The 24,293-nt window shown below is 66.2% G+C and carries 19 protein-coding genes; 13 read left to right on the forward strand and 6 right to left on the reverse strand.

The features are described 5' to 3' along the window. Positions 1 to 99: 99 nt before the first annotated feature. The 4 genes from AC07X4_RS12695 (at position 100) to mgtA (ending at position 8,460) form a co-directional block, all read left to right on the forward strand. A complete protein-coding gene (locus AC07X4_RS12695; RefSeq protein WP_494740244.1) occupies positions 100 to 3,735 on the forward strand; it encodes a hybrid sensor histidine kinase/response regulator in 3,636 nt (1,211 codons plus the stop codon). Further along, positions 3,735 to 4,805, forward strand: coding sequence for a response regulator (locus AC07X4_RS12700; RefSeq protein WP_116749102.1), 1,071 nt, complete (start codon positions 3,735 to 3,737; stop codon positions 4,803 to 4,805). Before AC07X4_RS12695 ends, AC07X4_RS12700 begins: the two co-directional genes overlap by 1 nt. Positions 4,806 to 5,203: 398 nt before the next feature. Continuing rightward, positions 5,204 to 5,449, forward strand: a complete 246-nt coding sequence (locus AC07X4_RS12705) for a hypothetical protein (protein ID WP_494740245.1) — start codon at positions 5,204 to 5,206, stop codon at positions 5,447 to 5,449. Positions 5,450 to 5,733: 284 nt separating this feature from the next. Beyond that, positions 5,734 to 8,460 (forward strand): magnesium-translocating P-type ATPase, encoded by a 2,727-nt coding sequence (mgtA, locus tag AC07X4_RS12710; protein ID WP_494740246.1) that lies wholly within the window; start codon positions 5,734 to 5,736, stop codon positions 8,458 to 8,460. 24 nt (positions 8,461 to 8,484) lie between these two features. On the opposite strand, the gene AC07X4_RS12715 is transcribed toward mgtA, so the two are convergent. Further along, a complete protein-coding gene (locus AC07X4_RS12715; RefSeq protein ID WP_116749105.1) occupies positions 8,485 to 8,811 on the reverse strand; it encodes a plasmid stabilization protein in 327 nt (108 codons plus the stop codon). 206 nt (positions 8,812 to 9,017) lie between these two features. Further along, the gene (locus AC07X4_RS12720; RefSeq protein WP_056062049.1) at positions 9,018 to 9,704 is read right to left on the reverse strand and encodes a DUF3334 family protein; all 687 of its coding nucleotides are present in this window, start codon (positions 9,702 to 9,704) and stop codon (positions 9,018 to 9,020) included. Between the two features lie 167 nt (positions 9,705 to 9,871). Between AC07X4_RS12720 and AC07X4_RS12725 the strand changes: the two genes are divergently transcribed. Then, complete coding sequence (locus tag AC07X4_RS12725; protein ID WP_494740247.1) at positions 9,872 to 11,056, forward strand: S-methyl thiohydantoin desulfurase domain-containing protein; 1,185 nt, start codon at positions 9,872 to 9,874, stop codon at positions 11,054 to 11,056. Positions 11,057 to 11,113: 57 nt separating this feature from the next. Further along, positions 11,114 to 12,169, forward strand: coding sequence for a sensor domain-containing diguanylate cyclase (locus AC07X4_RS12730; protein ID WP_225580894.1), 1,056 nt, complete (start codon positions 11,114 to 11,116; stop codon positions 12,167 to 12,169). On the opposite strand, the gene AC07X4_RS12735 is transcribed toward AC07X4_RS12730, so the two are convergent. From AC07X4_RS12735 to AC07X4_RS12745, 3 genes are all read right to left on the reverse strand, one after another. After that, positions 12,160 to 12,621, reverse strand: coding sequence for a (2Fe-2S)-binding protein (locus AC07X4_RS12735; RefSeq protein WP_494740248.1), 462 nt, complete (start codon positions 12,619 to 12,621; stop codon positions 12,160 to 12,162). The two genes, AC07X4_RS12730 and AC07X4_RS12735, sit on opposite strands and share 10 nt — an antisense overlap. 20 nt (positions 12,622 to 12,641) lie before the next feature. Beyond that, entirely contained in the window at positions 12,642 to 14,912 is a 2,271-nt protein-coding gene (locus AC07X4_RS12740) for a xanthine dehydrogenase family protein molybdopterin-binding subunit (RefSeq protein WP_494740249.1), read from the reverse strand. Positions 14,913 to 15,032: 120 nt separating this feature from the next. Further along, on the reverse strand, positions 15,033 to 15,632 hold the full coding sequence (locus AC07X4_RS12745) for a Crp/Fnr family transcriptional regulator (RefSeq protein ID WP_494740250.1): 600 nt from the start codon (positions 15,630 to 15,632) through the stop codon (positions 15,033 to 15,035). Positions 15,633 to 15,757: 125 nt separating this feature from the next. Here AC07X4_RS12745 and AC07X4_RS12750 point away from each other — a divergent pair, with 125 nt between their 5' ends. Next, positions 15,758 to 16,534, forward strand: a complete 777-nt coding sequence (locus AC07X4_RS12750) for an SDR family NAD(P)-dependent oxidoreductase (RefSeq protein ID WP_494740251.1) — start codon at positions 15,758 to 15,760, stop codon at positions 16,532 to 16,534. Positions 16,535 to 16,589: 55 nt separating this feature from the next. After that, on the forward strand, positions 16,590 to 16,928 hold the full coding sequence (locus AC07X4_RS12755) for a darcynin family protein (protein WP_260666487.1): 339 nt from the start codon (positions 16,590 to 16,592) through the stop codon (positions 16,926 to 16,928). Here AC07X4_RS12755 and AC07X4_RS12760 read toward each other — a convergent pair. Beyond that, a complete protein-coding gene (locus AC07X4_RS12760; protein ID WP_494740252.1) occupies positions 16,925 to 18,109 on the reverse strand; it encodes an MFS transporter in 1,185 nt (394 codons plus the stop codon). The two genes, AC07X4_RS12755 and AC07X4_RS12760, sit on opposite strands and share 4 nt — an antisense overlap. A 415-nt stretch (positions 18,110 to 18,524) precedes the next feature. Here AC07X4_RS12760 and urtA point away from each other — a divergent pair, with 415 nt between their 5' ends. The 5 genes from urtA to urtE all read left to right on the forward strand — a co-directional run bounded on the left by urtA (position 18,525) and on the right by urtE (position 24,273). Beyond that, the gene (gene urtA, locus AC07X4_RS12765; RefSeq protein WP_056641426.1) at positions 18,525 to 19,787 is read left to right on the forward strand and encodes an urea ABC transporter substrate-binding protein; all 1,263 of its coding nucleotides are present in this window, start codon (positions 18,525 to 18,527) and stop codon (positions 19,785 to 19,787) included. A gap of 101 nt (positions 19,788 to 19,888) precedes the next feature. Continuing rightward, a complete protein-coding gene (gene urtB / locus AC07X4_RS12770; RefSeq protein WP_494740253.1) occupies positions 19,889 to 21,472 on the forward strand; it encodes an urea ABC transporter permease subunit UrtB in 1,584 nt (527 codons plus the stop codon). A 20-nt stretch (positions 21,473 to 21,492) separates the two neighbouring features. Continuing rightward, positions 21,493 to 22,632 carry an urea ABC transporter permease subunit UrtC gene (gene urtC, locus AC07X4_RS12775; RefSeq protein WP_116749110.1) on the forward strand — a complete coding sequence of 380 codons (1,140 nt, stop codon included), beginning with the start codon at positions 21,493 to 21,495 and terminating at the stop codon, positions 22,630 to 22,632. Then, positions 22,629 to 23,504 carry an urea ABC transporter ATP-binding protein UrtD gene (gene urtD, locus AC07X4_RS12780; RefSeq protein WP_056060633.1) on the forward strand — a complete coding sequence of 292 codons (876 nt, stop codon included), beginning with the start codon at positions 22,629 to 22,631 and terminating at the stop codon, positions 23,502 to 23,504. The genes urtC and urtD overlap by 4 nt, the downstream gene beginning before the upstream one ends. Before the next feature lie 76 nt (positions 23,505 to 23,580). Next, positions 23,581 to 24,273 (forward strand): urea ABC transporter ATP-binding subunit UrtE, encoded by a 693-nt coding sequence (urtE, locus tag AC07X4_RS12785; RefSeq protein ID WP_056060636.1) that lies wholly within the window; start codon positions 23,581 to 23,583, stop codon positions 24,271 to 24,273. Positions 24,274 to 24,293: the final 20 nt, after the last annotated feature.

The following is a 24,293-nucleotide window of genomic DNA, read 5'->3' on the forward strand; positions in this document are numbered from 1 at the left end:
CCGTGCCCGCCATACGCCAGAGGGCGGAGGTGCGCTGGACGTGAAGGCGAATCGTGGCATGGAAACTGCACTTGCAAGGGCTGCCGTCGTCCTTTGCCCATGCCCCTTTCCACCGCCCCCCTTGTACCGCCCGACGCGGCCTCGGCAGCAGCCTTGGGGCCGGATGCCGACGCGCAGGCGCCGCAGCAGGTCGTGAAGGTCCGGCGCGACTACAACAGCTGGGTGGCCACCGAGACCATGGAGGACTACGCGCTGCGCTACACCCCCCAGCGCTTTCGCAAATGGTCCGAATGGCGGGTGGCCAACACGGCGTTTGGTGCGGCCTCGTTCCTGATCCTGGAGGCCGTGGGCGCCACGCTGCTGGTGCAGTACGGCTTCATCAATGCCTTCTGGGCCATCGTGGCCACGGGGCTCATCATCTTCCTGGCGGGGCTGCCCATCAGCGTGTATGCGGCGCGCTATGGGGTGGACATGGACCTGCTCACGCGCGGCGCGGGCTTTGGCTACATCGGCTCCACGCTCACCTCGCTGATCTACGCCAGCTTCACCTTCATCTTCTTCGCGCTCGAAGCCGCGGTGATGGCCTATGCGCTGGAGCTGGCGCTCGACATCCCGCCCACCTGGGGCTACCTCATCTGCGCCATTGTGGTGATTCCGCTGGTCACCCACGGTGTGTCGGCCATCAGCCGCCTGCAGGTGTGGACGCAGCCGCTGTGGCTGGTGATGCTGGTGGTGCCGTTTGCCTATGTGCTGGTGCGCGATCCTGGTGCGTTTTCTGGTGTTGTGCACTACGGTGGTGAATTCATGCGCGGCGCCACGTTTCAGCTGCCCTTGTTTGGTGCGGCATTGACCGTGGGCATTGCGCTGATCACCCAGATGGGGGAGCAGGCCGACTACCTGCGCTTCATGCCCGCCAGCACGCCCGCCACGCGGGGGCGCTGGTGGCTGGGTGTGCTGGTGGGAGGGCCGGGCTGGGTGGTGCTGGGGGTGCTCAAGATGCTGGGCGGCGCGCTCCTCGCCTACCTGGCGCTCACCCACATGGTGCCGGCCGACCGGGCGGTGGACCCAAACCAGATGTACCTGGCCGCCTATGAATACGTCTTTCCGAACTACGGCTGGGCGGTGGCGGCCACGGCGTTGTTCGTGGTTATCTCGCAGCTCAAGATCAATGTGACCAATGCCTATGCGGGCTCGCTGGCGTGGTCCAACTTCTTCTCGCGCCTCACGCACAGCCACCCGGGGCGCGTGGTGTGGGTGGTGTTCAACACGCTGATCGCCTTCATGCTGATGGAGATGAACGTGTTTCGCGCCATGGGCGAGGTGCTGGGGCTGTACTCCAACATCGCCATCGCGTGGATCATGTCGGTGGTGGCCGACCTCGTCATCAACAAGCCGCTTGGGCTGTCGCCCAAGGGCATCGAGTTCAAGCGCGCGCACCTGTACGACATCAACCCGGTGGGCGTGGGCTCTATGGCGCTGGCGTCCATCCTGTCCATCAGCGCGCACCTGGGGCTGTTCGGCCCGCTGCCGCAGGCGTTCTCGGCGGTGATTGCGATGGCGGTGGCCTTTGTCACCGCACCGTTCATTGCCTGGGCCACGCGCGGGCGCTACTACATTGCGCGCCAGCCCGAAGCCATGGTGCATGGCGACCTGGCCCCTGTGGCGGCCGTGCCGCTGCACGGCCCGCTGCGCCGCAATGCCCAAGGCGAGCTGGGCAGCTATGTGCGCTACACCGTGCAGCGTTGCGTGGTGTGCGAGCGCGAATACGAGGCCCCCGACATGGCCCAGTGCCCTGCCTACCGGGGCGCCATCTGCTCCCTGTGCTGCACGCTGGATGCACGCTGCGGCGACCTGTGCAAGCCAAACGCCAGCATGGCAGTGCAGTGGTCCGCAGCCTTGCGCTGGGTGCTGCCGCGCGCCATCTGGCGTTACCTGGACACGGGCCTGGGCCACTTCCTGCTGCTGATGCTGGTGATCGCGCCGCTGCTGGCCTCGGTGATGGGGCTGCTGTACCACCAGGAACTCAACACCATCACCCAGGCGGCCACGGACACCGAGGTGATGGCGGCACCCGAAGTGGCGCTGCGCTCGGGCCTGCTCAAGGCATATCTCGCGCTGCTGGTCATCTCGGGCATCGTGGCCTGGTGGCTGGTGCTGGCGCACAAGAGCCGCCAGGTGGCGCAGGAGGAGTCGAACCGCCAGACCGGCCTCTTGGTGCGCGAGATCGAACTGCACCGCCAGACCGACGAGGCGCTGCAGACAGCGCGCAGCGTGGCCGAGCAGGCGCGCCAGGTGGCCGAAGCGGCCCAGCGCGCGGCCGACCAGGCCAACCAGGCCAAGAGCCGCTACATCAGCGCCATCAGCCACGAGATCCGCACGCCGCTCAACAGCATCCTGGGCTATGCCCAGCTCATGGGCGAAGACGCGGGCGTGCCCCCGCACCGCAAGCAGGCGGTGCATGTGATCCGGCGCGGCGGCGAGCATTTGTTGTCGCTCATCGAAGGCACGCTCGACATCGCGCGCATCGAGTCAGGCAAGCTCACGCTCGACGTGGCGCCCATGCGCTTTGCGGACGGGCTGCACGAGATGGCCAGCCTGTTCGAACTGCAAGCTGCCGCCAAGGGCCTGGCGTTCACGTTTGATGTACAAGGCGTGATTCCTGAAGTGGTGCGCGCCGACGATAAGCGGCTGCGCCAGATCCTCATCAACCTGCTGGGCAACGCCGTCAAGTTCACCGCGCACGGCACTGTCACGCTGCGCGTGCGCCATGCGCGCGAGATGGCACGCATCGAGGTGCAGGACACGGGGCCGGGCCTCACGGCTGAGGAGATCGAGCGCATCTTCGAGCCCTTTGCACGCGGCGGCTCGGGCGGCGGCAGCACCACGGCCGCGCCGGGCGCAGGCCTGGGCCTGACCATTGCCAAGATGCTCACCGCGCTCATGGGCGGCGAGCTGACGGTGAGCAGCACGCCGGGCGTAGGCTCGGTGTTCCACGTCAAGCTGTTCCTGCCCGAGGTGCATGGGGATGTGCTGGGCAAGGCGGCGGCGCCCGTAGCGGTGCAAGCCCAGCGCGCCCGCAGGGGGTATGCAGGCGAGCGCCGCCGCATCCTGGTGGTGGACAATGAAGAGCCCGACCGCGAACTGCTGCTGCAACTGCTGGAACCCCTGGGCTTTGAGCTGCGCCAGGCGGCCAGCGGCCACGATGCGCTGGACCTGCTGGCCACCGGCTACCGGCCGCACGCCATCTTCATGGACCTGGCCATGCCGGGCATCGACGGCTGGGAGACTTTGCGACGTGTGCGGCAGATGCGGTTGCCGGATGTGCAATGTGCCATCGTTTCCGCCAATGCCTTCGACAAGGCGCTCGATAATGACGTGGAGATCAGCCCCGAAGACTTCATCGTCAAGCCCGTGCGCCACAGCGAGCTGCTGGACTGGCTGGAGCGCCGCTTGGGCCTGCAATGGCAATACGACGAGGCTGCCGAGGCCCCCACGGGGCCAGCGCCCACAGCGGCCTCTGCGGCGCCCGCACCCCTCACATACCCTGATACCACTGCGCTGGCGGCTTTGGCGCAGGCAGTGTCTTTGGGCTACTACCGGGGCATTCTCAACACCCTGGACGACATTGAACGCAGCCAGCCCGCACACAGCGCTTTTGTGGGCACCATGCGGCAGCTGGCCAAGCAGTTCCAGTTCGATGCCATGGGCCAGATCCTGGAACAGGCACCCTCGTGATGACCACCGCCAACCCACCTTCCTTCCAGGCCCCGGGCGCGCCGGGTGCCGCGCTGGACCGCACCGACAGCGATGTGGTGCTGATCGTGGACGACGTGCCGGACAACCTGGCCGTCTTGCACGACGCGCTGGATGAGTCGGGCTACACCGTGCTGGTGGCCACGCATGGCGAGGCCGCCCTGCAGCGCGCCGCGCAGGCCCTGCCCGACATCGTGTTGCTGGACGCGATGATGCCTGGCATGGACGGCTTTGAAGTGGCCCGGCGCCTCAAAGCATCGCCCGCCACGGCGCACATCCCCATCATCTTCATGACCGGCCTTACCGAGACCGAGCACCTGGTGGCCGCGCTGGAGGCGGGCGGCGTGGACTACGTCACCAAGCCCATCAAGCCGCGCGAGGTGATGGCGCGCATGGGGGTGCACCTGGGCTCTGCCCGCAAGGCCCGGCAGGACGCGCGCCAGGCCCGCGAGGCGCGCAACGCGCTCGATGCGTTTGGCTACGCCAGCATCACCGTGCGTGCGGTGGACGGACGCATCGTGTGGCAGACCCCGCTGGCGCGCGAGCTGCTGCAAAGTTACTTTGGTGAAGTGGGCCCGGACGGCGCGCCCACCGCCTTCGGCCAGTGGGCGCCCGAGCCGGTGCAGGCCTGGCTGCGTCGCCATGTGCTGGCCGACAACGCGGCCGAGCTGCTGGCCGCTTCGCTGGCCGAGCCCCCGCGCCTTGCGGTGGAGCAGGGCGCCCGCAGGCTGACCTTCCGTCTGCACCAGCAGGCTGGCGACAGCGCCGGCGGCGGCGACTGGCTCATCGTGATGCGCGAGGTGTCGGATGCCAAGATCATCGAATCCATGAGCCTGTCCTTCAAGCTCACCGCGCGCGAGGCCGAGGTGCTGTACTGGGTGGTCAAGGGAAAGATCAACCGCGACATCGGCGACATCTTGGGCGCCAGCCCCGCCACCGTCAAGAAGCACCTGGAGCGTGTGTTTGCCAAGCTGGGGGTGGAAACACGCACCGCAGCAGCGGCCATGGCCATGAACCGCATCCGGCAGTTGCATCCCCAGTTTGAAGGGTGACCGTCGGGGCCAAAAAAACGCATTGACCTCGTCATGTTGCAGCGCAATAATCGCGCACCTTCATTTCCGGAGCCCCAGCGTGGAAAGTGCCAGTTGTTGCAGTGAACCCCAGCAAGCCGTGACGGCTGCTGCCTGCCAGGCCTCCTGACGCCCGCTCCCGGGCCGTGGATTGCCTTGTGCAAGCTCTGGCCCCGTCTCTCCCAGCCCCTGTTGTACCCCGTGCGCCCCTGTCGGCCATGGCGGTGTGGGTGGCTTTACCGTCTTGCCGCTTTGCTGCATCTGTGCCGTCTGCACGGGCCGCGCCCCTTTGGCTGGGGCATGGCCCGCCTGCTGTGACGGTGCCCCCTGGCACCCATCTGCGTCTGCGTGCTCCGCCCTGCCTGCCAAGGACAACGGCCATGCGTTTTTTTGTTGTGGATCTGCCCAGCCTTTTCCAGCGTGCGGTGGCGCCTGGCGCTGAACGCGCCGAGCATGCTGCATCGCTGCCTTCAGGCGTACAGGGCCCTGCCCATGGGGCCGCTGACAGCCTGCAAGCCGTGGCCGAACTTGACGGCACCACGTTGTGGCCCACGCACCGCATTCGCTGCTACCTGCATGGCCAGCCGCCTGCGCGGGCATTGCGCCGCCGGGCGCGGCCGCTTTAAGCCGGCCCACGCCGGTATTGCAACCACTACCCAGGAGGCCCCATGGACCCAGACCCGCGCAGGCGCTCCGAAGCGCCGCCCCACACCACATCCCCATTGAACTTTGCATACCAGGCCCAGGGCCCGGGGCGATCGCTTGCGTGACGGCGTGAGCCTCACGCCTCTGGCCGTTGCCGGCCAGAAGGAGTGACTCACCATGTTCCGTTTCATTCACATTTCTGCGCACACGGCACCACGGCCCGTGACGCGCAACGCCGTCAGCGCTTGCTGCTAGGGAGACCGCCATGAGCTTCCTGCACCACCTGTTCGACCGCTTTCTGCACACCCGCCATGTGACGCGCCACTTTGCGCGGCGGCTGATCCTGGACACGCTGACCCTGGGCCGTGCGCCCACCCCCGCCACCTCGCCCGACCTGCTCAGCCGCGAGCTGCAGCGCGCCGCCAGCGATGACCTGCTCCCACTGATCGAGCGCCTGCAGTCCGACCCTGCGGGTCTGAGTGACGCCCAGGCCGCCGCCGCCCTGGCCCAACACGGGCCCAACGAGGTGGAGCACGAAAAGCCGCTGCCCGCCTGGCTGCACCTGTGGCACTGCTACAAGAACCCGTTCAACGTGCTGCTCACGGTGCTGGCACTGATCTCGTACCTCACCGAAGACCACGAGGCCACCGTCGTGATTCTGGCCATGGTGGTGCTCTCCACGCTGCTGCGGTTTGTGCAGGAGGGTCGCTCCAACCGCGCGGCCGAGCGCCTCAAGTCGCTGGTCAGCAACACCGCCACGGTGCTGCGCCGCAGCGGCGCGGAGGCCGCAGCCACGCCGCGCGAGCTGCCCATCCACCAGCTGGTGCCGGGCGACCACATCGTGCTGTCGGCGGGCGACATGATCCCGTCGGACTGCCGCGTGCTCACGGCCAAGGACCTGTTCGTGAGCCAGTCGGCCATGACGGGCGAATCGCTGCCGGTCGAAAAATTTGCCGAGCGCAGCCAGCCCGGCACCAGTGCGCTGGAGGCCACCAACCTGCTGTTCATGGGCACCAACGTGGTCTCGGGCTCGGCCACGGCACTGGTGGTGGCCACGGGCAACCACACCTACTTTGGCACGCTGGCCACCCGCGTCACGGCCACCGACCGCACGCCCACCGCGTTCCAGGCAGGCGTCAACAGCGTGAGCTGGCTGCTGATCCGCTTTGCGCTGGTCATGGTGCCCATCGTGCTGGTGGTCAACGGCTTTACCAAGGGCGACTGGCTGGAGGCGTTTCTGTTCGCGCTGTCGGTGGCTGTGGGCCTCACGCCCGAGATGCTGCCCATGATCGTGACCAGCACGCTGGCCAAAGGGGCCGTGCTGCTGTCGCGCAAGAAGGTGGTGGTCAAGCGGCTGGACGCGATCCAGAACTTTGGCGCCATGGACGTGCTGTGCACCGACAAGACCGGCACGCTCACGCAGGACAAGATCTTTCTGGAGCGCCACACCGACGTGTTCGGCCACAACAGTGACGAGGTGCTGGCCTTTGCCTACCTCAACAGCCACTACCAGAGCGGCCTGAAGAACCTGCTGGACCACGCCGTGCTGGAGCATGTGGAGCTGCAGACCGACCTGCGCCTGGCGCAGGACTACCGCAAGGTCGATGAGGTGCCTTTCGACTTCATGCGCCGGCGCATGTCGGTCATCGTCAGCGAGCGCAACGACCACCACGAGCTGATCTGCAAGGGTGCGGTGGAGGAGATGCTGGACGTGTGCACCCAGGTCCGCGTGGTGGAAGACACCGGCGCGCAAGACCTGCCGCTGGACGCCACCCTGCGCGCGCGGGTGCTGGAGGTGACGCGCGGTCTGAACAACGAGGGCCTGCGCGTGGTCGCCGTGGCCATGAAGGAGACGCCGCCCCACCAGACGGTGTACAGCGTGGCCGATGAATCGGGCCTCACGCTGATCGGCTACGTGGCGTTTCTGGACCCACCGAAGGAATCCACTGCCCCCGCGCTGAAGGCGCTGGCTGCGCACGGTGTGGCCGTGAAGGTGCTGACCGGCGACAACGAGCTGGTGACACTCAAGGTCTGCCGCGAGGTGGGCCTGGCGGTGCAGGGCGTGCTGCTGGGCAAGGACGTGGACGCCATGGACGACGCCACCCTGGCGCGCGCAGCCGACACCCACAACATGTTTGCCAAGCTCTCGCCACTGCACAAGGAGCGGCTGGTGCGCGCGCTGCGCGCGGGCGGCCATGTGGTGGGCTTCATGGGCGACGGCATCAACGACGCCCCGGCGCTGCGTGCGGCCGACATCGGCATCAGCGTGGACAGCGCGGTGGACATTGCCAAGGAGGCGGCCGACATCATCCTGCTGGAGAAAAGCCTGATGGTGCTGGAAGAGGGCGTGATGGAGGGCCGCAAGACCTTCAGCAACATGCTCAAGTACATCCGCATGACGGCCAGCTCCAACTTCGGCAACGTGTTCTCGGTGCTGGTGGCCAGTGCGTTCCTGCCCTTCTTGCCCATGCTGCCGCTGCACCTCTTGGTGCAGAACCTGCTGTATGACCTGTCGCAGATCGCCATCCCGTTCGACAACGTGGACGAGGAGCTCATCCGCAACCCGCTGAAGTGGAACCCTGGCGACATCGGCCGCTTCATGGTGTTCTTCGGGCCCATCAGCTCGGTGTTCGACATCACCACCTTCGCCGTCATGTGGCACGTGTTTGGTGCCAACAACGAGGGCGCACAGACCCTGTTCCAGTCGGGCTGGTTTGTGGTGGGGCTGCTCACGCAGACGCTGATCGTGCACATGATCCGCACCCCCAAGCTGCCGTTTGTGCAGAGCGTGGCCTCGGTGCCGCTGCTCACGGCCACGGTGCTCATCATGGCGGTGGGCATCTTCATCCCCATGGGGCCGCTGGCCGGTCACTTCAAGCTGCAGGCGCTGCCGCTGGCTTACTTTCCGTGGCTGGTGGGCATTCTGGCGGGCTATGTGCTGCTGACGACCGTGATGAAGCGCTGGTACGTGCGGCGCTACGGCTGGCAGTGAGGGGGCGCCAGGTGCGCGCCCGGGTCAGCGCGCCAGGGCCTGCTCCAGCTGCTGCTTGTTCATCCGGGACCGGCCCCGGATGTTCGCGCGCTTGGCGTCCTCATACAGCTGCTCGCGCGTGCGGCCCTGCGGGCCGCGGTGCGAGTTTTTGCCGCCGCGCACGGGGGCCGGCGTGGCCTTCAGGGTCTTGGGGTTGGCTGTGCGGGCTTCGCCGTGTTGGGCGCGTTCCTTGTTCACTGTGCGCGCGGCAATCTCTTCGGCGGTGCTCTCGCTCTCTCCGCGTTCCAGCAGGCTGTCCTTGATGTGTTCGTACTGGCGCTCGCGTTTGGCGCTCCAGGCTGCACGTGGCATGGGGGCTCCTTTCCGATCAACAGCTGGGCTTTTCAGCTTAGACCCGTGACTTGGCGGAGCGGTCAGTGCATCGTGACGGCGGGTGTAGGACAGGCCCGCTGGGCCGCCCGGAGGAGCGCCATAGCTACTCTGGGCGCTTCTTTGAGCAAAATTGGCTGCAAGCGCTAGTATTTCATGCGCTGGCAGCTATCTTTTTTGTAGTGTTTCTACATCCCCAACGACTTGAGCAGGGCATCCGTGTCGTCCTGGCCGGCTGGCGGTGGGGCGGGCACGGGCGGTGCTTCTTGCGACTGGGCCATCAGCGCGTCCGGGTCGGGAGCTTCCTGGGCTTCAAAGTCGTAGAGCTTGATGAACTCGGTGCGGTCGATGGCGAGTTCCAGGTAGAAGATGTTGTTGTTGCTGGTGTAGAAGGTCACGCGCCGGGCCTCGGGCTTGTCGAGGTTGGCGTCCACCGACAGCTGCACCTGCTTGTTCAGCACCAGCATCTTGGGCTGGTTTTGTGTGATGTGGGTCTGCAGCTCGCGGCGCACCTTGCCGGTGAAGTCGCCCACCACCTGGTTCATCAGCTCGCCCATGACGTTGCTGACCTCGTCGGAGGTGTACGAGCTGACCAGGTCGTCCTTGGACATACCCATGTTCAGCAGGTAGTTGGCGTACAGCTCCATCGCCGCCTGGCCCGAGAAGTTGATGATCACCAGCCCCGAGAAGCCGCCGTCAAACAGCACAAAGCAGCCAATGTCGGGTTTCAGGCAGGTCTTGCTGATGCGCTGCACCATGCCGGAGTAGTGGATCTGGCTGTGTGTAGCCACGCCCAGCACGCGGGTGACGGAGTTGCACAGGCTGATCAAAAGGTCTTCGGTGCCGTAAACGGGGGATTTTTCGGGGGTGCTCATGGTGGGGGTAGCGGAAAACAACTTGGTGCACAGCATAGGCGATGATGCCGCCGTAAACCAGAGTGCAGGCCCTGCCGTGGTGCCGATCCCCCCGTGGTATCCCGGTCATTGACTTTCGACGGGGCTCGGATATCGTGCTTTTCATCCAAATAAGAGAGGGGGGCCCGATGGGCAATGTCTATTTCTATGGCCTGACCGATTTCCAGGCGATCGCCACCGGGGCGGCCGTGCTGGCCAGCGGGGGTGGTGGCAGTTACCAAGACGCATGCGCCATCGTGCAGCAGCTGGCAGACCAGGGCTACACGGGCACGGTGCAGGTGCAGGACTACGACGGCGCCACCAATGCCTGTGTGCTGGCCATCATGGGTTCGCCCGACGCGGCCGACAACCTCACCCTCACGGCGGTGCAGAACTCCATCAGCAACACCGTGGCCGTGATGCAGGCGTACACCGGCATGCAGCCAGGCGCCTTCATCCCGGTGGAGATCGGACCCATCAATTCGCTGGTGCCGTTGATTGGCGCGGCCATGTCGGGCGGCAGCATCTGGGTGGTGAACGGCGATGGCGCAGGCCGTGCCGTGCCTGAGCTGCCCCAGACCACCTTCACAGCCCCTTCCGGGCCAGCGCCCAGTCCCGCCGTGCTGGCCAGCGATGCGTCCACGCTCGTGGCGGCGGAGTACGCGGTGCTGGGCTCCGCCACGGCGTCGGGCATCGAGTCGCTGGCGGGCGGGGTGGTGGGCGGTTTTGGCGGGTACTCGGGTATCGCGATGTGGCCCTCCAACGCAGGCAACCAGTTCGCGTTGTCGGGCAGCTACATTCCGGGCACGCTGGAGCAGGCACGCCAGCTGGGCCTGCAGCTCTTGCAGGCGGTCACGCCGCTGAGCACCCAGGCCGTGGCGGCGGGCATCCAGAACCTCACCGGCCGTGCCGCGCGCGCCGTGGTCACCAACTTTTTCATCACCTCGGTCAGCCAGTCCACGTCCAGCGCGTCGCTGGACTCGGGCATCATCCGGCTGGACAATGCACCCAACCCGGCCCAGAGCACGGAGACACATTACCTCTACAACCTCAACGAGAACCTGATCATGTATTCGGCGGCCAGCACCACCCCCGACATCATTGCGCCCGACTCGATCTGCTACTACTCCGAGAGCACGGGGCGCGGTTTCTCGAACGCGAGCGACGACCTGGCCCAGTATTTCGATGCCACAACGGGCCGCAGCACCGGCAACCAGGTGAGCGTGATTGCGGTGCAGACTGCGCCCCAGCTCTACAACACCCCTGGCGTCGTGGCATCGTTTGCCGCGCTGCTGCGCAATATCGGTTACGCGGGTGGCATGCCGCCCGGCTGAACCCTGAAGCCCGCACCGACGCACGAGAGAAACGGAACGCTGTGAAAAAAGGTGGTCATGGCCATGGGTGAGGCGGACCTGAACAAGGAGCGGCTGGAGCTGGCCCTGGAGGCCGCCGGGCTCGACCTGTGGGAGAACGACCTCATCACCGGCAACGTCACGCGCAAGGCGACCAAGACGTTTGAAGAGCTGGGGTTCTCCGAGGATGAAATCGTCTCGGGCGTGCAGGACATCTACGGCCTGTTCCACCCCGACGACATCGACACCGTGCGCAAGGCCGTGGCCGACCACCTGACGGGCGTCACGCCGCAGTACCGGTGTGAGTTCCGGCTGCGCTCCAAGAGTGGCGAGTGGATCTGGTTTGCCAACTATGGCCGCATCATGGACGGCCACAGCGAGACGCCCGGCAAGCGCTTGATCGGCGTCACGTTCAACATCCACGACCGCAAGTGCCGCGAGACCGAGATCGCCCAGATCAACCAGCAGCTCACCGAGCAGAACCGCCTGCTGCAGCAGCTCAACGCCACGCTGGAGCGGCTGGCCGCCAACGACTCGCTCACGGGCCTGTCCAACCGCCGCACGCTGATGGAGCTGGGTGCCAAGGAATACAAGCGCACGGAGCGTTTTGGGCACCCGATGTCGGTGCTGGTGGCAGACATCGATTTGTTCAAGACCGTCAACGACCTGTACGGCCACCTGGCGGGCGACCGCGTGATCTGTGCCGTGGCCCAGGTGTGTGCTGGGCACAAGCGCAGCGGCGTGGACATCGTCGCGCGGTTTGGGGGCGAGGAGTTTGTCATCGTGCTGCCCGAGACCGACAGCGCGAGCGCGTTGCAAGTGGCAGAGTCGCTGCGCCGCGAGGTCGAGTCCTTGCTGGTGTGCGTGGGCGACGAAGGGCAGGAGGTGGCAGTCACCGTGAGCATTGGCGTAGCCACCCTGTACAAGGGCTCGGGGATGAATTTTGAAGAGCTGGTGAACCGTGCCGACCAGGCCCTTTACCAAGCCAAGGGCACAGGGCGCAATGCCGTGTACTGCGCCGACATGCCGCCCGAAAAAGGGGGCGTGGTCGAGCAGGTTTCGCTCGACCTGGGAGGGGGGATCTCTCAGCCCTGAGGCCCGCGCGCAGCCTGGTGGATCGCCGCCCGGATGCGCGGGTAGGTGCCACAGCGGCAGGCATTGCCCGACATGGCGGCGTCGATGTCGGCATCGGTAGGCTGCGGCGTTTTCTTCAGCAGGGCACAGGCCGACATCAGCTGCCCGCTCTGGCAGTAGCCGCACTGCGCCACATCCACTGCGGTCCATGCGGTGCGCAGTGCAGAGGCTTCGGGGCCCTGCAGGCCCTCGACGGTGGTGACCTGGGCGCTGCCCACGGCCGACAGGGGCGTGATGCAGGCGCGCACCGGCTCGCCGTTCAGGTGCACCGTGCAGGCGCCACACAGCGCCATGCCGCAGCCAAACTTGGTGCCGTTCATCTGCAGTTCGCCGCGCAGCACCCACAGCAGGGGCGTGTCGGGTTCGGCGTTGACAGCGACGGGTTGGCCGTTGAGGTTCAGGGTCGTGGTCATGGGGGCTCCGATGCGTCGGGTCAGCTGAGCTTGAGCGGCAGCGCGCGCAGGCGCTGGCCGGTGAGGGCAAACAAGGCATTGGCCACGGCGGGTGCGATGGGCGGCACACCGGGCTCGCCCACGCCCTCGGGGGGCTCGGCGCTGGCGATGATGTGGGTCTCCACGCGGGGGCAGTCGGCCATGCGCAGCAGGGGGTAGTCGTGCAGGTTGCTCTGCTGCACCTGGCCATCCTTGATCGTCACTTCGCCCCACAGCGCAGCGGTGAGGCCATAGACCACGGCGCTTTCCATCTGCTGGGCAATGAGGTTGGGGTTGATGGCCGCGCCGCAGTCGATCACGCACACCACGCGGTGCACCCGGATGGCCTTTTCGGCGCCCACCGACACCTCGGCCACCTGCGCGACGATGGAGCCGAACGACTGGTGCAGCGCCACGCCGCGCGCCCGTTGCACGCCCGACGCATCCGGCGGCAAGGGCTGGCCCCAGCCCGCCAGCTCGGCCGCCTTTTGCAGGACCTTCAGGTGGCGCGGGTGTTTTTGCAGCAGCGCGGCGCGGAAGGCCACCGGGTCCTTCTTGGCGGCGTGGGCTGCTTCGTCCACAAAACTCTCTTTGAAGAACGCCTGGTGCGAATGCCCCACCGAGCGCCAGAAGCCCACGGGCAGCGGCAGGTCGATGATCTCGTGGGCAATGCGTGCGTGGGGCCACTCGTAGGGTTGGTCGAACGCGCCTTCGGACGTGGTCTTGTCCGGCCCCGCGCCCGGCAGGCCAAAGGTGCGGGCCAGCACCTGCGGCACGATGGCCTGACCGGCCGACACGTTGTGCCAGGCCACCAGCTGGCCCTGTGCGTCCAGCCCGGCCTTGAACCGGGCCACGCAGGCGGGGCGGTAGAAGTCGTGCTGCAGGTCCTGCTCGCGGGACCACAGCGTCTGCACCGGCGCGCCGCCCGCGGCCTTGGCAATGGCGGCGGCCTGGGCCACATAGTCCACCTCCAGCCGCCGGCCAAACCCGCCGCCAAGCAGCAGCTGGTTCACGGTCACCTTGGTGTCGTCGATGCCCAGGGCCTTGGCGGCCGCCATGCGCGCCAGGCCCGGCACCTGGGTGGATGTCCACACGCTGGCCGCGCCATCCTTGAACTGCACGGTGCAGTTGATGGGCTCCAGGGTGGCGTGGGCCAGGTAAGGCGCGCGGTAGTCGGCAGTGAGGGTGGTTGCAGCGCCTTGCAGGGCCTGGTCCACATCGCCCACGCTGTGGTAGCCAAAGCCCTGGGCCTGGTCCAGCGCCTGGGTCAGCTGGGTCATGACAGCGGCGCTCGACAGCGTGGCGGCGGGGCCATGGTCCCACTGCACGCTGACTGCGGCGGCGGCCTTTTTGGCGTGCCAGGGCGTGTCGGCAATCACGGCCACGCCGCCAGTGCCGCCGTGGTACGGCGCTACGGCCAGCACCTCCTTCACCCCGGGCATTTTTTGCGCGGCTGCGCCATCGAACTGGACCACCTTGCCGCCCCGCGTGGGGCACATCACCACACTGGCGTACAGCAGGCCGGGCGGGTGGGCATCGATGCCAAATACCGCACTGCCGTCGAGCTTGGAGGGCGCCTCGATGCGGGTGAGCGGCTTGCCGATCAGCTTGAATTCAGCAGGCGCCTTGAGGGGCACCTTGCCCGGTGGCGGCTGCTGCGCCGCCAGTGCAGCCAGCTCGCCATACGTGGCGCGCTGGCCTGCCGCATGTTCCACCACGCCAGCGTTGGCCTTGCATTCGGCGGCCTGCACCTTCCATTGCACGGCCGCTGCGTTGATGAGCATGGCGCGGGCGTGGGCACCGGCCTCGCGCATGGGGCGCCACAGGTCCTTGATGCTGCTGGAGCCACCAGTCATCATCACGCCCACTTCGCGCATGGTCTTGGCGGTCAGCCAGCCCGCCACGGCCTTGATGGAGCCGTCGTTGTCGGGGTGGAACGGCAGGCCGTCCACCACCGTGGCCAGGTTGTTGTAGATGTCGTCGATGGGCGCCATCTCCAGCCGCACCTGGGCCCAGTCGGCGTCCAGCTCTTCCGCCAGGATGGCGGCCAGCCCGGTGTGCGCGCCCTGGCCCATTTCGGACTTGGCCATCATCACCGTCACCGTGTTGTCGGCGGCTACCTTGAGCCAGCCATTCAGCGCCACCTGGCCCGTGCCCCGGGGCAGGGGCTGCGCGGTGTGCAGCCGCTGGCGCGGGGGCACCACGCCCCAGCCGATGACCAGCGCGCCGGCTGTTGCGGCGCCACCGAGAAGCACTGTGCGTCGTTTCACCATGGGTTGTCCTGAGCGGTTGAGAAAGTGCACGCCGGCGCCTTCGATGGCAATTACCGCGTGGCAAGGGCAGGGGGCCATCCTAGCGCCACTGTGCAGCGCTGCGCTGCCGGCGAATGTCGGCTATGTGACGCTGCGCCGCACGCGCATGGCAATGCGGTTGAGCCCGACGGGCGTCAATCCCAGGTGGCGGGCCAGGTCTTTTTGCGGGATGCGCAGCGCCAGGTTGGGGTGTGATGCCAGGAAGGCACGGTAGCGGCCCTCGGGGGTGAGGGTGAGCAGTTCGCGCTCACGCGCCTCCTTGCGTGCGGCGTACACCAGGGTCAGCTGGTACAGCGCCTTTGCCCAGGGCAGGTGGCGTTCGGCCAGCGCGAGCAGCACGCCGTGGTCGATGCGCTCCAGGGTGGCGGGCTCGATGGCCGTCACCATGAAGGCCGTGCGGCCGCTAGGCTGCAGGGCGGATACGCTGGCAAAAAAACGTCCTTCTTCGGCAAACGACTTGATCCATTCCGTGCCGTCATCCTGCAGGTAGCTCAGCTTGAACAAGCCTGCTTGAACCGCGTAAACATACGGGTGCTGTACCCCCTGCAGAAAGACCGTGCCGCCTGCCTGTACTGCGTGCTTGGTGATGGCGCGCTCTGCCGTGGCCCAGTCGGGCAGGGCCTGCGTGCCCGCCGCCTGTGTGAGGAGCGACCAGAAGACGGGGTGCTGGATGGGGGCCATGGCGCGCAGTATGCCGCGTGGCAGTGTGGCGAAGTGTCCGCCGCGCCTGGGGGTGAGAGCCTCCTTCGTTCGCCAATTAACCTGGGTTGATGACGACGGACGGAGCCATGCCTAGAGTGCGGCCCATGTCACACGCTCGCACCCCCACCACCGCACGCCGGGCCGCGCCCGCAGGCCCCTTGCCACGCACCATCGTCACTGGCGCGAGCTCGGGCATTGGCCGGGCGCTGGCCCTGGAGCTGGCACGGTGCGGCGTGCCCGTACTGGCCGTGGCACGGCAGCCCGAGCCGCTGCAGGCGCTGGCAGATGCCCATGGACTGATCGAGCCCTGGGTGGCCGACCTGTCCCGCATCGAAGAGATGGACGGCCTGGCGGCGCAGTGGCTGCTGCGCTATCCCGATATTGGCGCGCTGGTGAACAACGCAGGCATCCAGCACGACCTGCGGGTGGACGATGCCGGCTACAAGGTGCAGGACATGCGCGCGGAGGTCGGGATCAACCTGCTGGCGCCGATGGTGCTGACGCGCGTGCTGCTGCCCCATTTGCAGGCCCAGCAGCGCGCATGGGTGGTCAATGTCGGGTCGGTGCTGGGCTCTTGCCCCAAGCGCACGGCGGCGGTTTACAGCGCCACCAAGGCCGGGCTGGACCTGTTCACCCAGGCGCTGCGGGTGCAGATGCAAGGCAGCCCAGTGCGGGTGGTTCACGCTGTGATGCCCCTGGTGGACACGCCCATGACCCGGGGCCGAGGGCGCGGCAAGATCCCTCCCGATGTCGCTGCACAGGCACTGATCCGCGGCCTGATGGCGGGGCACGCCGACATCCGCATCGGCAAGGCACGCGCGGCCTGGCACTTGCAGCGCTGGGCGCCCGGGCTGCTGGCCCGCCTGCTGCGCACGGCTTGATCCAAGCCCGCTGGCTCAACACCTGTTTTCTCATCGACCCCAGGAGATCACCCCCATGGCCACCCGTTATGCCTTCTTCATCCACCTGCGTGCACTGCCCGAGTGGCTGCGTTTGCCCCGTGAGCAAAGGCGTGAGTTGGGTGAGGCGCACCTGCATGCCCTGCTGCCCCGCTACCAGGGAGCCCTGCGCCTGCGCCACTTCGATGCCGAGGCCTTCGCAGCGCCCTGCAGCGACCTGATGCTGGTGGAAACCGATGACCCGCTCAAGCACTACGACTTCATGGAGCGGCTGCGCGATTCCCCCCTGCTCACCGTGCCGTATTTCGAGGTGCTGCAGATCCTGCCTGCCATCGAAGACGGCTATGTGGCGTTCGAGCGCGCCGAAACGGCTTAGGCTGTCTTGCAGTCGGCCAGCGCCGGAGCCTTGTGCGTGGGCTGCCGGTCCAGCCAGGCAATGTAGGCCGTGAGCGCCAGCGCACTCAGCGTGACGGCGGCCGCCACCAGCGGAATGGTCTGCAGTGACCACCCGGCCGTGATGACTGCGCCCCCCAGCCAGGCACCAATGGCATTGCCGAGGTTGAATGCGCCGATGTTGAGCGTGGACGCCAAGCTGGGCGCGTCGCCCGCCTGCGACACCACCCGCGCCTGCAGCGGCGTGCCCGCCGCGAACGACACCATGCCCCACACCACCACGGTGATGACGGCAGGCCACAGCCACACGCTGGTGAACGAAAACGCTGCCAGCACCCCCGCCAGCACGGCAAAGATGCCCATCAGCGAGGGCAGCAGCTTCCAGTCCGCCAGGCGGCCGCCCAGCAGGTTGCCAATGGTCAGGCCCACGCCGCACAGCAGCAGCACGCCGCTCACGTTCTGGGGCGAGACACCGGTCACGTCGCGCAGGATGGGCGTGATGTAGGTGAACAGCGTGAACATGCTGGTGGATGCGAGCACGCTCACCGCCAGCGCCAGCCACACCTGGCGAATGCGCAGCACGCGGAACTCGCCCAGCGCGCTGCCGCTGATCTGGTGGCGCAGGTGTGGCACCCAGCGCACCACGGCGGCCACGGCCAGCACCCCAATCACCACCACCGCCCAGAAGGTGGAGCGCCAGCCCAGGTGCTGGCCCAGCAGCGTGCCCAGCGGCACGCCCAGCACGTTGGCGAGCGTGAGCCCGGTGAACATCAGCGCCATGGCCTGGGCGCGCTTGTGGGGCTCCACCACGCTGGCGGCCACTACGGCGCCAATGCCAAAAAACGCGGCGTGGCAGAACGAGGTGACCACGCGCGCCACCATCAGCCACGCATAGCTGGGGGCCAGCGCGCAACCCACATTGCCCACGATGAACAGCACCATCAGCCAGGTCAGCGTGGTCTTGCGCGGCCAGCGCGCGGTGGCCACCGCCAGCAGCGGTCCACCCACGGCCACGCCCAGTGCGTAGGCCGACACCAGCATGCCAGCGGCGGGGATGGAGACGGACAGGTCACCTGCCACTTCGGGCAGCAGCCCCAGGATCACGAATTCGGTGGTGCCAATGCCAAAAGCGGCAATGGCCAGGGCCAGCAGGGGGAGGTTCATGGAGCGCAGAGGGACAAAAGGGCAGCACCAGGGCCGATGGGGCTAGGCGCGCAAGACTAGGGAAAACCCTCGGATTCTACGGAGGCCCCACAACCTTTGCAGGCCAAGGTTTTTGCATGAAATGGGCTGGTAGCGCTAGTGAAATATGCCGTAACAGCTATTGTTTTCATAGTGAATGCCAGCCTTGCCCTTGTGCGCCTATGGCGTGCATCGGGGGTGGTGAGTCGCCTCGCAACGGCCCCCGTGTGATGCGGGCTCGCCGCGGGGCGTGTACGCCACCCGGCGTATTTCGCCAACCGGCCCCGCTCTCCAGAATCCACTCCATCGCCCGATCCACAGGGGCTCCACACCGGGGCCCACCGGGCGAAGCGGTTTGATTGATTTCCTGATTGAAACCACCACCGGAGAAGCACACATGCAACGTCGTTATTCCCTCAAGGCCCTCGCGGCCGTCGCTACGCTCGCTGGCCTGTCTGCGCTGCCAGCCCACGCCCAGGACACGATCAAGGTCGGCATCCTGCACAGCCTGTCGGGCACCATGGCCATCTCTGAGACCGTGCTGAAAGACACCGTGCTCATGGCGATCGACGAGATCAACGCCAAGGGCGGCGTGCTGGGCAAGAAGCTCGAACCCGTGGTGGTGGACCCGGCCTCCAACTGGCCCCTGTTCGCCGAAAAGACCAAGCAGCTGCTGGGCCAGGACAAGGTCTCGGTCATCTTCGGCTGCTGGACCTCGGTGTCGCGCAAGTCGGTGTTGCCGGTCGTGGAAGAAATGAACGGCCTGCTGTTCTACCCCGTGCAGTACGAAGGTGAAGAGCTGTCCAAGAACGTGTTCTACACCGGCGCCGCGCCCAACCAGCAGGCCATCCCCGCAGTGGACTACCTGATGAGCAAGGACGGCGGCAGCGCCAAGCGCTGGGTGCTGCTGGGCACCGACTACGTCTACCCCCGCACCACCAACAAGATCCTGCGCGCCTACCTCAAGAGCAAGGGCGTGAAGGACAGCGACATCGACGAGAAGTACACCCCCTTCGGCCACTCTGACTATCAGACCATCGTGGCCGACATCAAGAAGTTCAGCCAGGGCGGCAAGACGGCCGTGGTCTCCACCATCAACGGTGACTCCAACGTGCCCTTCTACAAGGAACTGGGCAACGCCGGCCTGAAGGCCAAGGACGTGCCCGTGGTCGCCTTCTCGGTGGGCGAGGAAGAGCTGCGCGGTGTGGACACCAAGCCGCTGGTGGGGCACCTGGCCGCCTGGAACTACTTCCAGTCCATCAAGAGCCCGGCCAACACCGAGTTCATCAAGAAGTGGAGCGACTACGCCAAGGCCAAGGGCATTGCCGGCCACAAGGACAAGCCGCTCACCAACGACCCGATGGAAGCCACCTACATCGGCATCAACATGTGGAAGCAAGCGGTTGAAAAGGCCAAGAGCACCGATGTGGACAAGGTGATTGCCGCCATGGCCGGCCAGACCTTCAAGGCACCGTCGGGCATCGTCTCCAAGATGGACGAGAAGAACCACCACCTGCACAAGAGCGTGTTCATCGGCGAGATCAAGGCCGACGGCCAGTTCAACGTGGTGTGGAAGACCCCCGGCCCCGTGAAGGCCAAGCCATGGTCTCCTTACATCGAAGGCAACGACAAGAAAAAAGACGAACCTGAAAAGAAGTAAGCACCTGCAGTGTGCCCAAGAGGGGAGGGCGCCTGTGTGCGCCCTCCCTTTTTCTTTGACACCCGCCTGCCACCGACAGCAGGCCGAATGGAATTCTTCTTATGTTGCGATGTTTTCTGGCCATGCGCTGGTGCCTGGTCAGCCTGTTGTGCCTAGCGGGCAGCGCCCACGCCCTCACCGCCGAGCAGGCCCTGGCCATGGCCGCTGGTGACACCGACGACCGTGTGGCCGCCGTGCAGCAGGCCGTGGTGGAGCCCAGCGAACGCACCGCTGCCTTCTTGCAGGCGCTGGCCGACGACGCGGTGAAGGTGGCCGACGGCAAGGCGCTGATCGTGCGCGATGACAAGGGCATCGACCCTGTCACTGGCGCCGAGGTCCCTGTGCCCGCCGATGCCGAAGACATCATCAACAACAACCGCATGCGCGGCGAGATCGATACGGCCCTGGCGGGCCTGGCGCTGTTTGGCAAGGACGAAACCCAGCGCATGGCCGCCGCCAAGGCACTGACCAAGGAACCGGATGCAGGCCGTCTGCCCCTGCTCGACAAGGCACTGGCGCAGGAAACCAACGACAAGATCAAGACCCAGCTGGAGCTGGCGCGCGCCGCCACGCTGCTGGGCAGCGACGACCCCGCACAACGCATCGCGGCCGCCCAGGCACTGTCGCTCAGCGCCACACCTGATACGCGGCTGCTGCTCAACGAACGCGTCACCGTCGAAGAAGACGCCAAGGTCAAGGCCGCACTGCAGGCCGCACTGCGCGCCATGGAAGGCCAGCTCGCCTGGGGCGAACGCCTGGGCGCCGCGTTCTCGGGCATCAGCCTGGGCTCCATCCTGCTGCTCGTCGCCTTGGGCCTGGCCATCACCTACGGCCTGATGGGCGTGATCAACATGGCCCACGGCGAGCTGATGATGATCGGCGCCTACGCCACCTATGTGGTGCAGGGCATCTTCCAGAAGTATTTTCCGGGTGCGTTCGACTGGTACCTGGTCGCAGCGCTGCCCTTGGCCTTTGGCGCCTCGGCCACCGTGGGCGCGGTGCTGGAGCGCGGCGTGCTGCGCTTTCTGTACGGCCGCCCGCTGGAAACGCTGCTGGCCACCTGGGGCATCAGCCTGGTGCTGATGCAACTGGTGCGCACGATTTTTGGCGCGCAGAACGTGGGTGTGGAAAACCCCGCGTGGATGAGCGGTGGCGTGCAGGTGCTCTCCAACCTCACGCTGCCCTACAACCGCCTCGTCATCATCGGCTTTGCCATCGCGGTGCTGCTGGGCATGGGCTACCTGATCGGTCGCACGCGCCTGGGCCTGTTCGTGCGTGGTGTGACGCAAAACCGCCCCATTGCCTCGTGCATGGGCGTGAACACTGCGCGCATCGACACCATGGCCTTTGCGCTGGGCTCGGGCATTGCGGGCCTGGCGGGCTGCGCGCTGAGCCAGGTGGGCAACGTGGGGCCGGACCTGGGGCAGAGCTACATCGTCGATGCCTTCATGGTGGTGGTGCTGGGCGGCGTGGGCCAGCTGGCGGGCACGGTGTATGCCGCGCTGGGTCTGGGCATCCTGAACAAGTTCCTCGAAGGCTGGGCGGGCGCGGTGCTGGCCAAGATTGCGGTGCTGGTGTTCATCATCATCTTCATCCAGAAGCGGCCCCAGGGCATCTTCGCGGTCAAAGGGCGCACCGCTGATTGAGTGGCCATCAGAGACACATCATGACTACTCCCTCTCCAACACCCATTCAACTGCCCGCACCCGCGCCGCTGCTCACGCGCGGCGGCTGGTCGGCCTTTATCGTGGCGCTCATCGTGGTGTGCGCCGTGGCACCCGTGCTCAACCTCTGGGTGCCCGCAGGCAGCATGTTCCACCTGTCGGACTACGCCGTGGCGCTGCTCGGCAAGATCATGTGCTACGCCATCTGTGCGCTGGCCATGGACCTGATCTGGGGCTACACCGGCATCCTGAGCCTGGGCCACGGCCTGTTCTTTGCGCTGGGCGGCTACGTGATGGGCATGTACCTCATGCGCCAGATCGGCCGCGACGGCAACTACAAGAGCGATCTGCCGGACTTCATGGTGTTCCTGGACTGGAAGGAGCTGCCCTGGCACTGGGCGCTGTCCGACAGCTTCATCGCCACGCTGATCCTCATTGTGGCCGTGCCGGGCGTGATCGCGTTTGTGTTCGGCTACTTCGCCTTCCGCTCGCGCATCAAGGGTGTGTACTTCTCCATCATCACCCAGGCCATGACGTATGCGGCCATGCTGCTGTTCTTCCGCAACGAAACCGGCTTTGGCGGCAACAACGGCTTTACCGACTTCAAGCGCATCCTGGGCACGCCCATTGCCACGCAGAACATGCGCATGACGCTGTTCGTGCTGACGGGGTTGTCGCTGCTGGGCTTCTTCCTGCTGGCCCGCTGGTTGGTGCGCAGCAAGTTTGGCCGCGTGCTGCAGGCTGTGCGCGATGCCGAGAGCCGCGTCATGTTCTCGGGCTATTCGCCGCTGCCCTACAAGCTCACCATCTGGACCATCAGCGCCATGATGTGCGGCGTGGCGGGCGCGTTGTATGTGCCCCAGGTCGGCATCATCAACCCCGGCGAGATGAGCGCCGCCAACTCCATCGAGATCGCCGTATGGGCGGCCGTGGGCGGGCGCGCCACACTCATCGGACCCATCGTGGGGGCGTTCATCGTCAACGGTGCCAAGAGCTGGCTCACGGTGACGGCACCGGAGTTCTGGCTGTACTTTCTGGGCGCGCTGTTCATTGCGGTCACGCTGTTCCTGCCTGACGGTGTGGTGGGGCTGGTCAAGAAGCTCAAGGCAAAAATGACAACAACGAAGGGAGCCGCGCAATGACGCCCGATCTGATGGAAGAAGGTGCGCGGCGGCTGCAGAAGACGCTGGCGCCCGTCGCACTGGGCCAGACCGAGTCGGGTGGCCGCGCTGCAGGCTTCTCGCGCATTGCCACGCCGGGCGAAGTGGACGTGACCCACGGCCGCATCCTGTACCTGGAAGACGTGCATGTCAGCTTTGACGGCTTCAAGGCCATCAACGGCCTGAGCCTGGACATCGCCCCGGGCGAGCTGCGCTGCATCATCGGCCCCAATGGTGCGGGCAAGACGACGATGATGGACATCATCACCGGCAAGACCCGGCCCGACAAAGGCACGGTGTTCTTTGGCTCCACCATCGACCTGCTGCGCCACAACGAGCCCGAGATTGCGAGCCTGGGTATCGGCCGCAAGTTCCAGAAGCCCACGGTGTTCGAGCAGCTCAGCGTGTTTGAGAACCTGGAGCTGGCGCTCAAGACCCACAAGGGCGTGAAGTCCAGCATGTTCTTCAAGCTCGACTCCGCACAGTCGGACCGCCTAGCCGAGATCCTGCACACCATTCACCTGGCCGACAGCGTCACGCGCCAGTCGGGCAACCTGAGCCACGGGCAAAAGCAGTGGCTGGAGATTGGCATGCTGCTGATGCAGGACCCCAAGCTGCTGCTGCTGGACGAACCCGTGGCCGGCATGACCGATGAAGAGACTGCCCGCACTGCGGAGCTGTTCCTCACGCTCAAGGGCAAACACTCGCTCATGGTGGTGGAGCACGACATGGGCTTCATCCGCACCATCTCAGAGAAGGTGACGGTGCTGTGCGATGGCTCGGTGCTGGCCGAAGGCACGCTCGACCAGGTACAGGCCGACGAGCGCGTGATCGAGGTGTACCTCGGCCGGTGAAATTGTTCACTATCAAAAATATAGCTGCCGGCGCTTATTGAACTAGCGCTAGCGGCCCAAAACACCCCAAGTCACCATGCTCACCGTCCAGAACATCAACCAGTACTACGGCGGCTCCCACATCCTGCGTGACGTGAGCCTCACCGCCACCCCGGGCAAGGTCACTGTGCTGCTCGGCCGCAACGGCGTGGGCAAGACGACGCTGCTCAAAAGCCTCATGGGGCTGGTGCCCATCAAGAGCGGCAGCATCAGTTTCGACGGCAAACCCATCGACAAAGCCACGCCCTACGACCGGGCGCGCGCAGGCATCGGCTTTGTGCCGCAAGGCCGCGAAATCTTCGGCCGCCTGACCGTGGAAGAAAACCTGCGCATGGGCCTGGCCTACAAAAGCGGATCGACGCCGGTGCCTGCACACCTGTACGAGCTGTTCCCCGTGCTCAAGCAGATGCTCAAACGCCGGGGCGGTGACCTGTCGGGCGGGCAACAACAGCAGCTGGCCATTGCCCGCGCGCTGGCCCCCGGCCCGCGTTTGCTCATCCTGGACGAGCCCACCGAGGGCATCCAGCCCAGCATCATCAAGGACATCGGCCGCGTGATCCGCATGCTGGCCGACCAGGGAGAAATGGCCATCCTGCTGTGCGAGCAGTACTACGACTTTGCGCAGGAACTGGCCGATGAGTACCTGGTGATGGAACGCGGCGAGGTCATCGCCCGCGGGCCAGGTAGCGAGATGGAAGCCAAGGGCATTCGCAACCTCGTGGCGATTTAAGACCGCACCCCCTGAGTCGC

This window comes from Acidovorax sp. GW460-11-11-14-LB4 (assembly GCF_059423685.1).

Excerpts from the sequence above, each read along its gene's own strand:
- AC07X4_RS12725 (WP_494740247.1), top strand. The coding sequence starts at position 9,872 with ATGGGCAATGTCTATTTCTATGGCCTGACCGATTTCCAGGCGATCGCC.
- urtD (WP_056060633.1), top strand. The coding sequence starts at position 22,629 with ATGACGCCCGATCTGATGGAAGAAGGTGCGCGGCGGCTGCAGAAGACG.
- AC07X4_RS12730 (WP_225580894.1), top strand. The coding sequence starts at position 11,114 with ATGGCCATGGGTGAGGCGGACCTGAACAAGGAGCGGCTGGAGCTGGCC.
- AC07X4_RS12750 (WP_494740251.1), top strand. The coding sequence starts at position 15,758 with ATGTCACACGCTCGCACCCCCACCACCGCACGCCGGGCCGCGCCCGCA.
- AC07X4_RS12715 (WP_116749105.1), bottom strand. The coding sequence starts at position 8,811 with ATGCCACGTGCAGCCTGGAGCGCCAAACGCGAGCGCCAGTACGAACAC.
- AC07X4_RS12735 (WP_494740248.1), bottom strand. The coding sequence starts at position 12,621 with ATGACCACGACCCTGAACCTCAACGGCCAACCCGTCGCTGTCAACGCC.
- AC07X4_RS12755 (WP_260666487.1), top strand. The coding sequence starts at position 16,590 with ATGGCCACCCGTTATGCCTTCTTCATCCACCTGCGTGCACTGCCCGAG.
- AC07X4_RS12700 (WP_116749102.1), top strand. The coding sequence starts at position 3,735 with ATGACCACCGCCAACCCACCTTCCTTCCAGGCCCCGGGCGCGCCGGGT.
- AC07X4_RS12705 (WP_494740245.1), top strand. The coding sequence starts at position 5,204 with ATGCGTTTTTTTGTTGTGGATCTGCCCAGCCTTTTCCAGCGTGCGGTG.
- mgtA (WP_494740246.1), top strand. The coding sequence starts at position 5,734 with ATGAGCTTCCTGCACCACCTGTTCGACCGCTTTCTGCACACCCGCCAT.
- AC07X4_RS12695 (WP_494740244.1), top strand. The coding sequence starts at position 100 with ATGCCCCTTTCCACCGCCCCCCTTGTACCGCCCGACGCGGCCTCGGCA.
- AC07X4_RS12720 (WP_056062049.1), bottom strand. The coding sequence starts at position 9,704 with ATGAGCACCCCCGAAAAATCCCCCGTTTACGGCACCGAAGACCTTTTG.
- AC07X4_RS12740 (WP_494740249.1), bottom strand. The coding sequence starts at position 14,912 with ATGGTGAAACGACGCACAGTGCTTCTCGGTGGCGCCGCAACAGCCGGC.
- urtE (WP_056060636.1), top strand. The coding sequence starts at position 23,581 with ATGCTCACCGTCCAGAACATCAACCAGTACTACGGCGGCTCCCACATC.
- urtB (WP_494740253.1), top strand. The coding sequence starts at position 19,889 with ATGTTGCGATGTTTTCTGGCCATGCGCTGGTGCCTGGTCAGCCTGTTG.
- urtA (WP_056641426.1), top strand. The coding sequence starts at position 18,525 with ATGCAACGTCGTTATTCCCTCAAGGCCCTCGCGGCCGTCGCTACGCTC.
- urtC (WP_116749110.1), top strand. The coding sequence starts at position 21,493 with ATGACTACTCCCTCTCCAACACCCATTCAACTGCCCGCACCCGCGCCG.
- AC07X4_RS12760 (WP_494740252.1), bottom strand. The coding sequence starts at position 18,109 with ATGAACCTCCCCCTGCTGGCCCTGGCCATTGCCGCTTTTGGCATTGGC.
- AC07X4_RS12745 (WP_494740250.1), bottom strand. The coding sequence starts at position 15,632 with ATGGCCCCCATCCAGCACCCCGTCTTCTGGTCGCTCCTCACACAGGCG.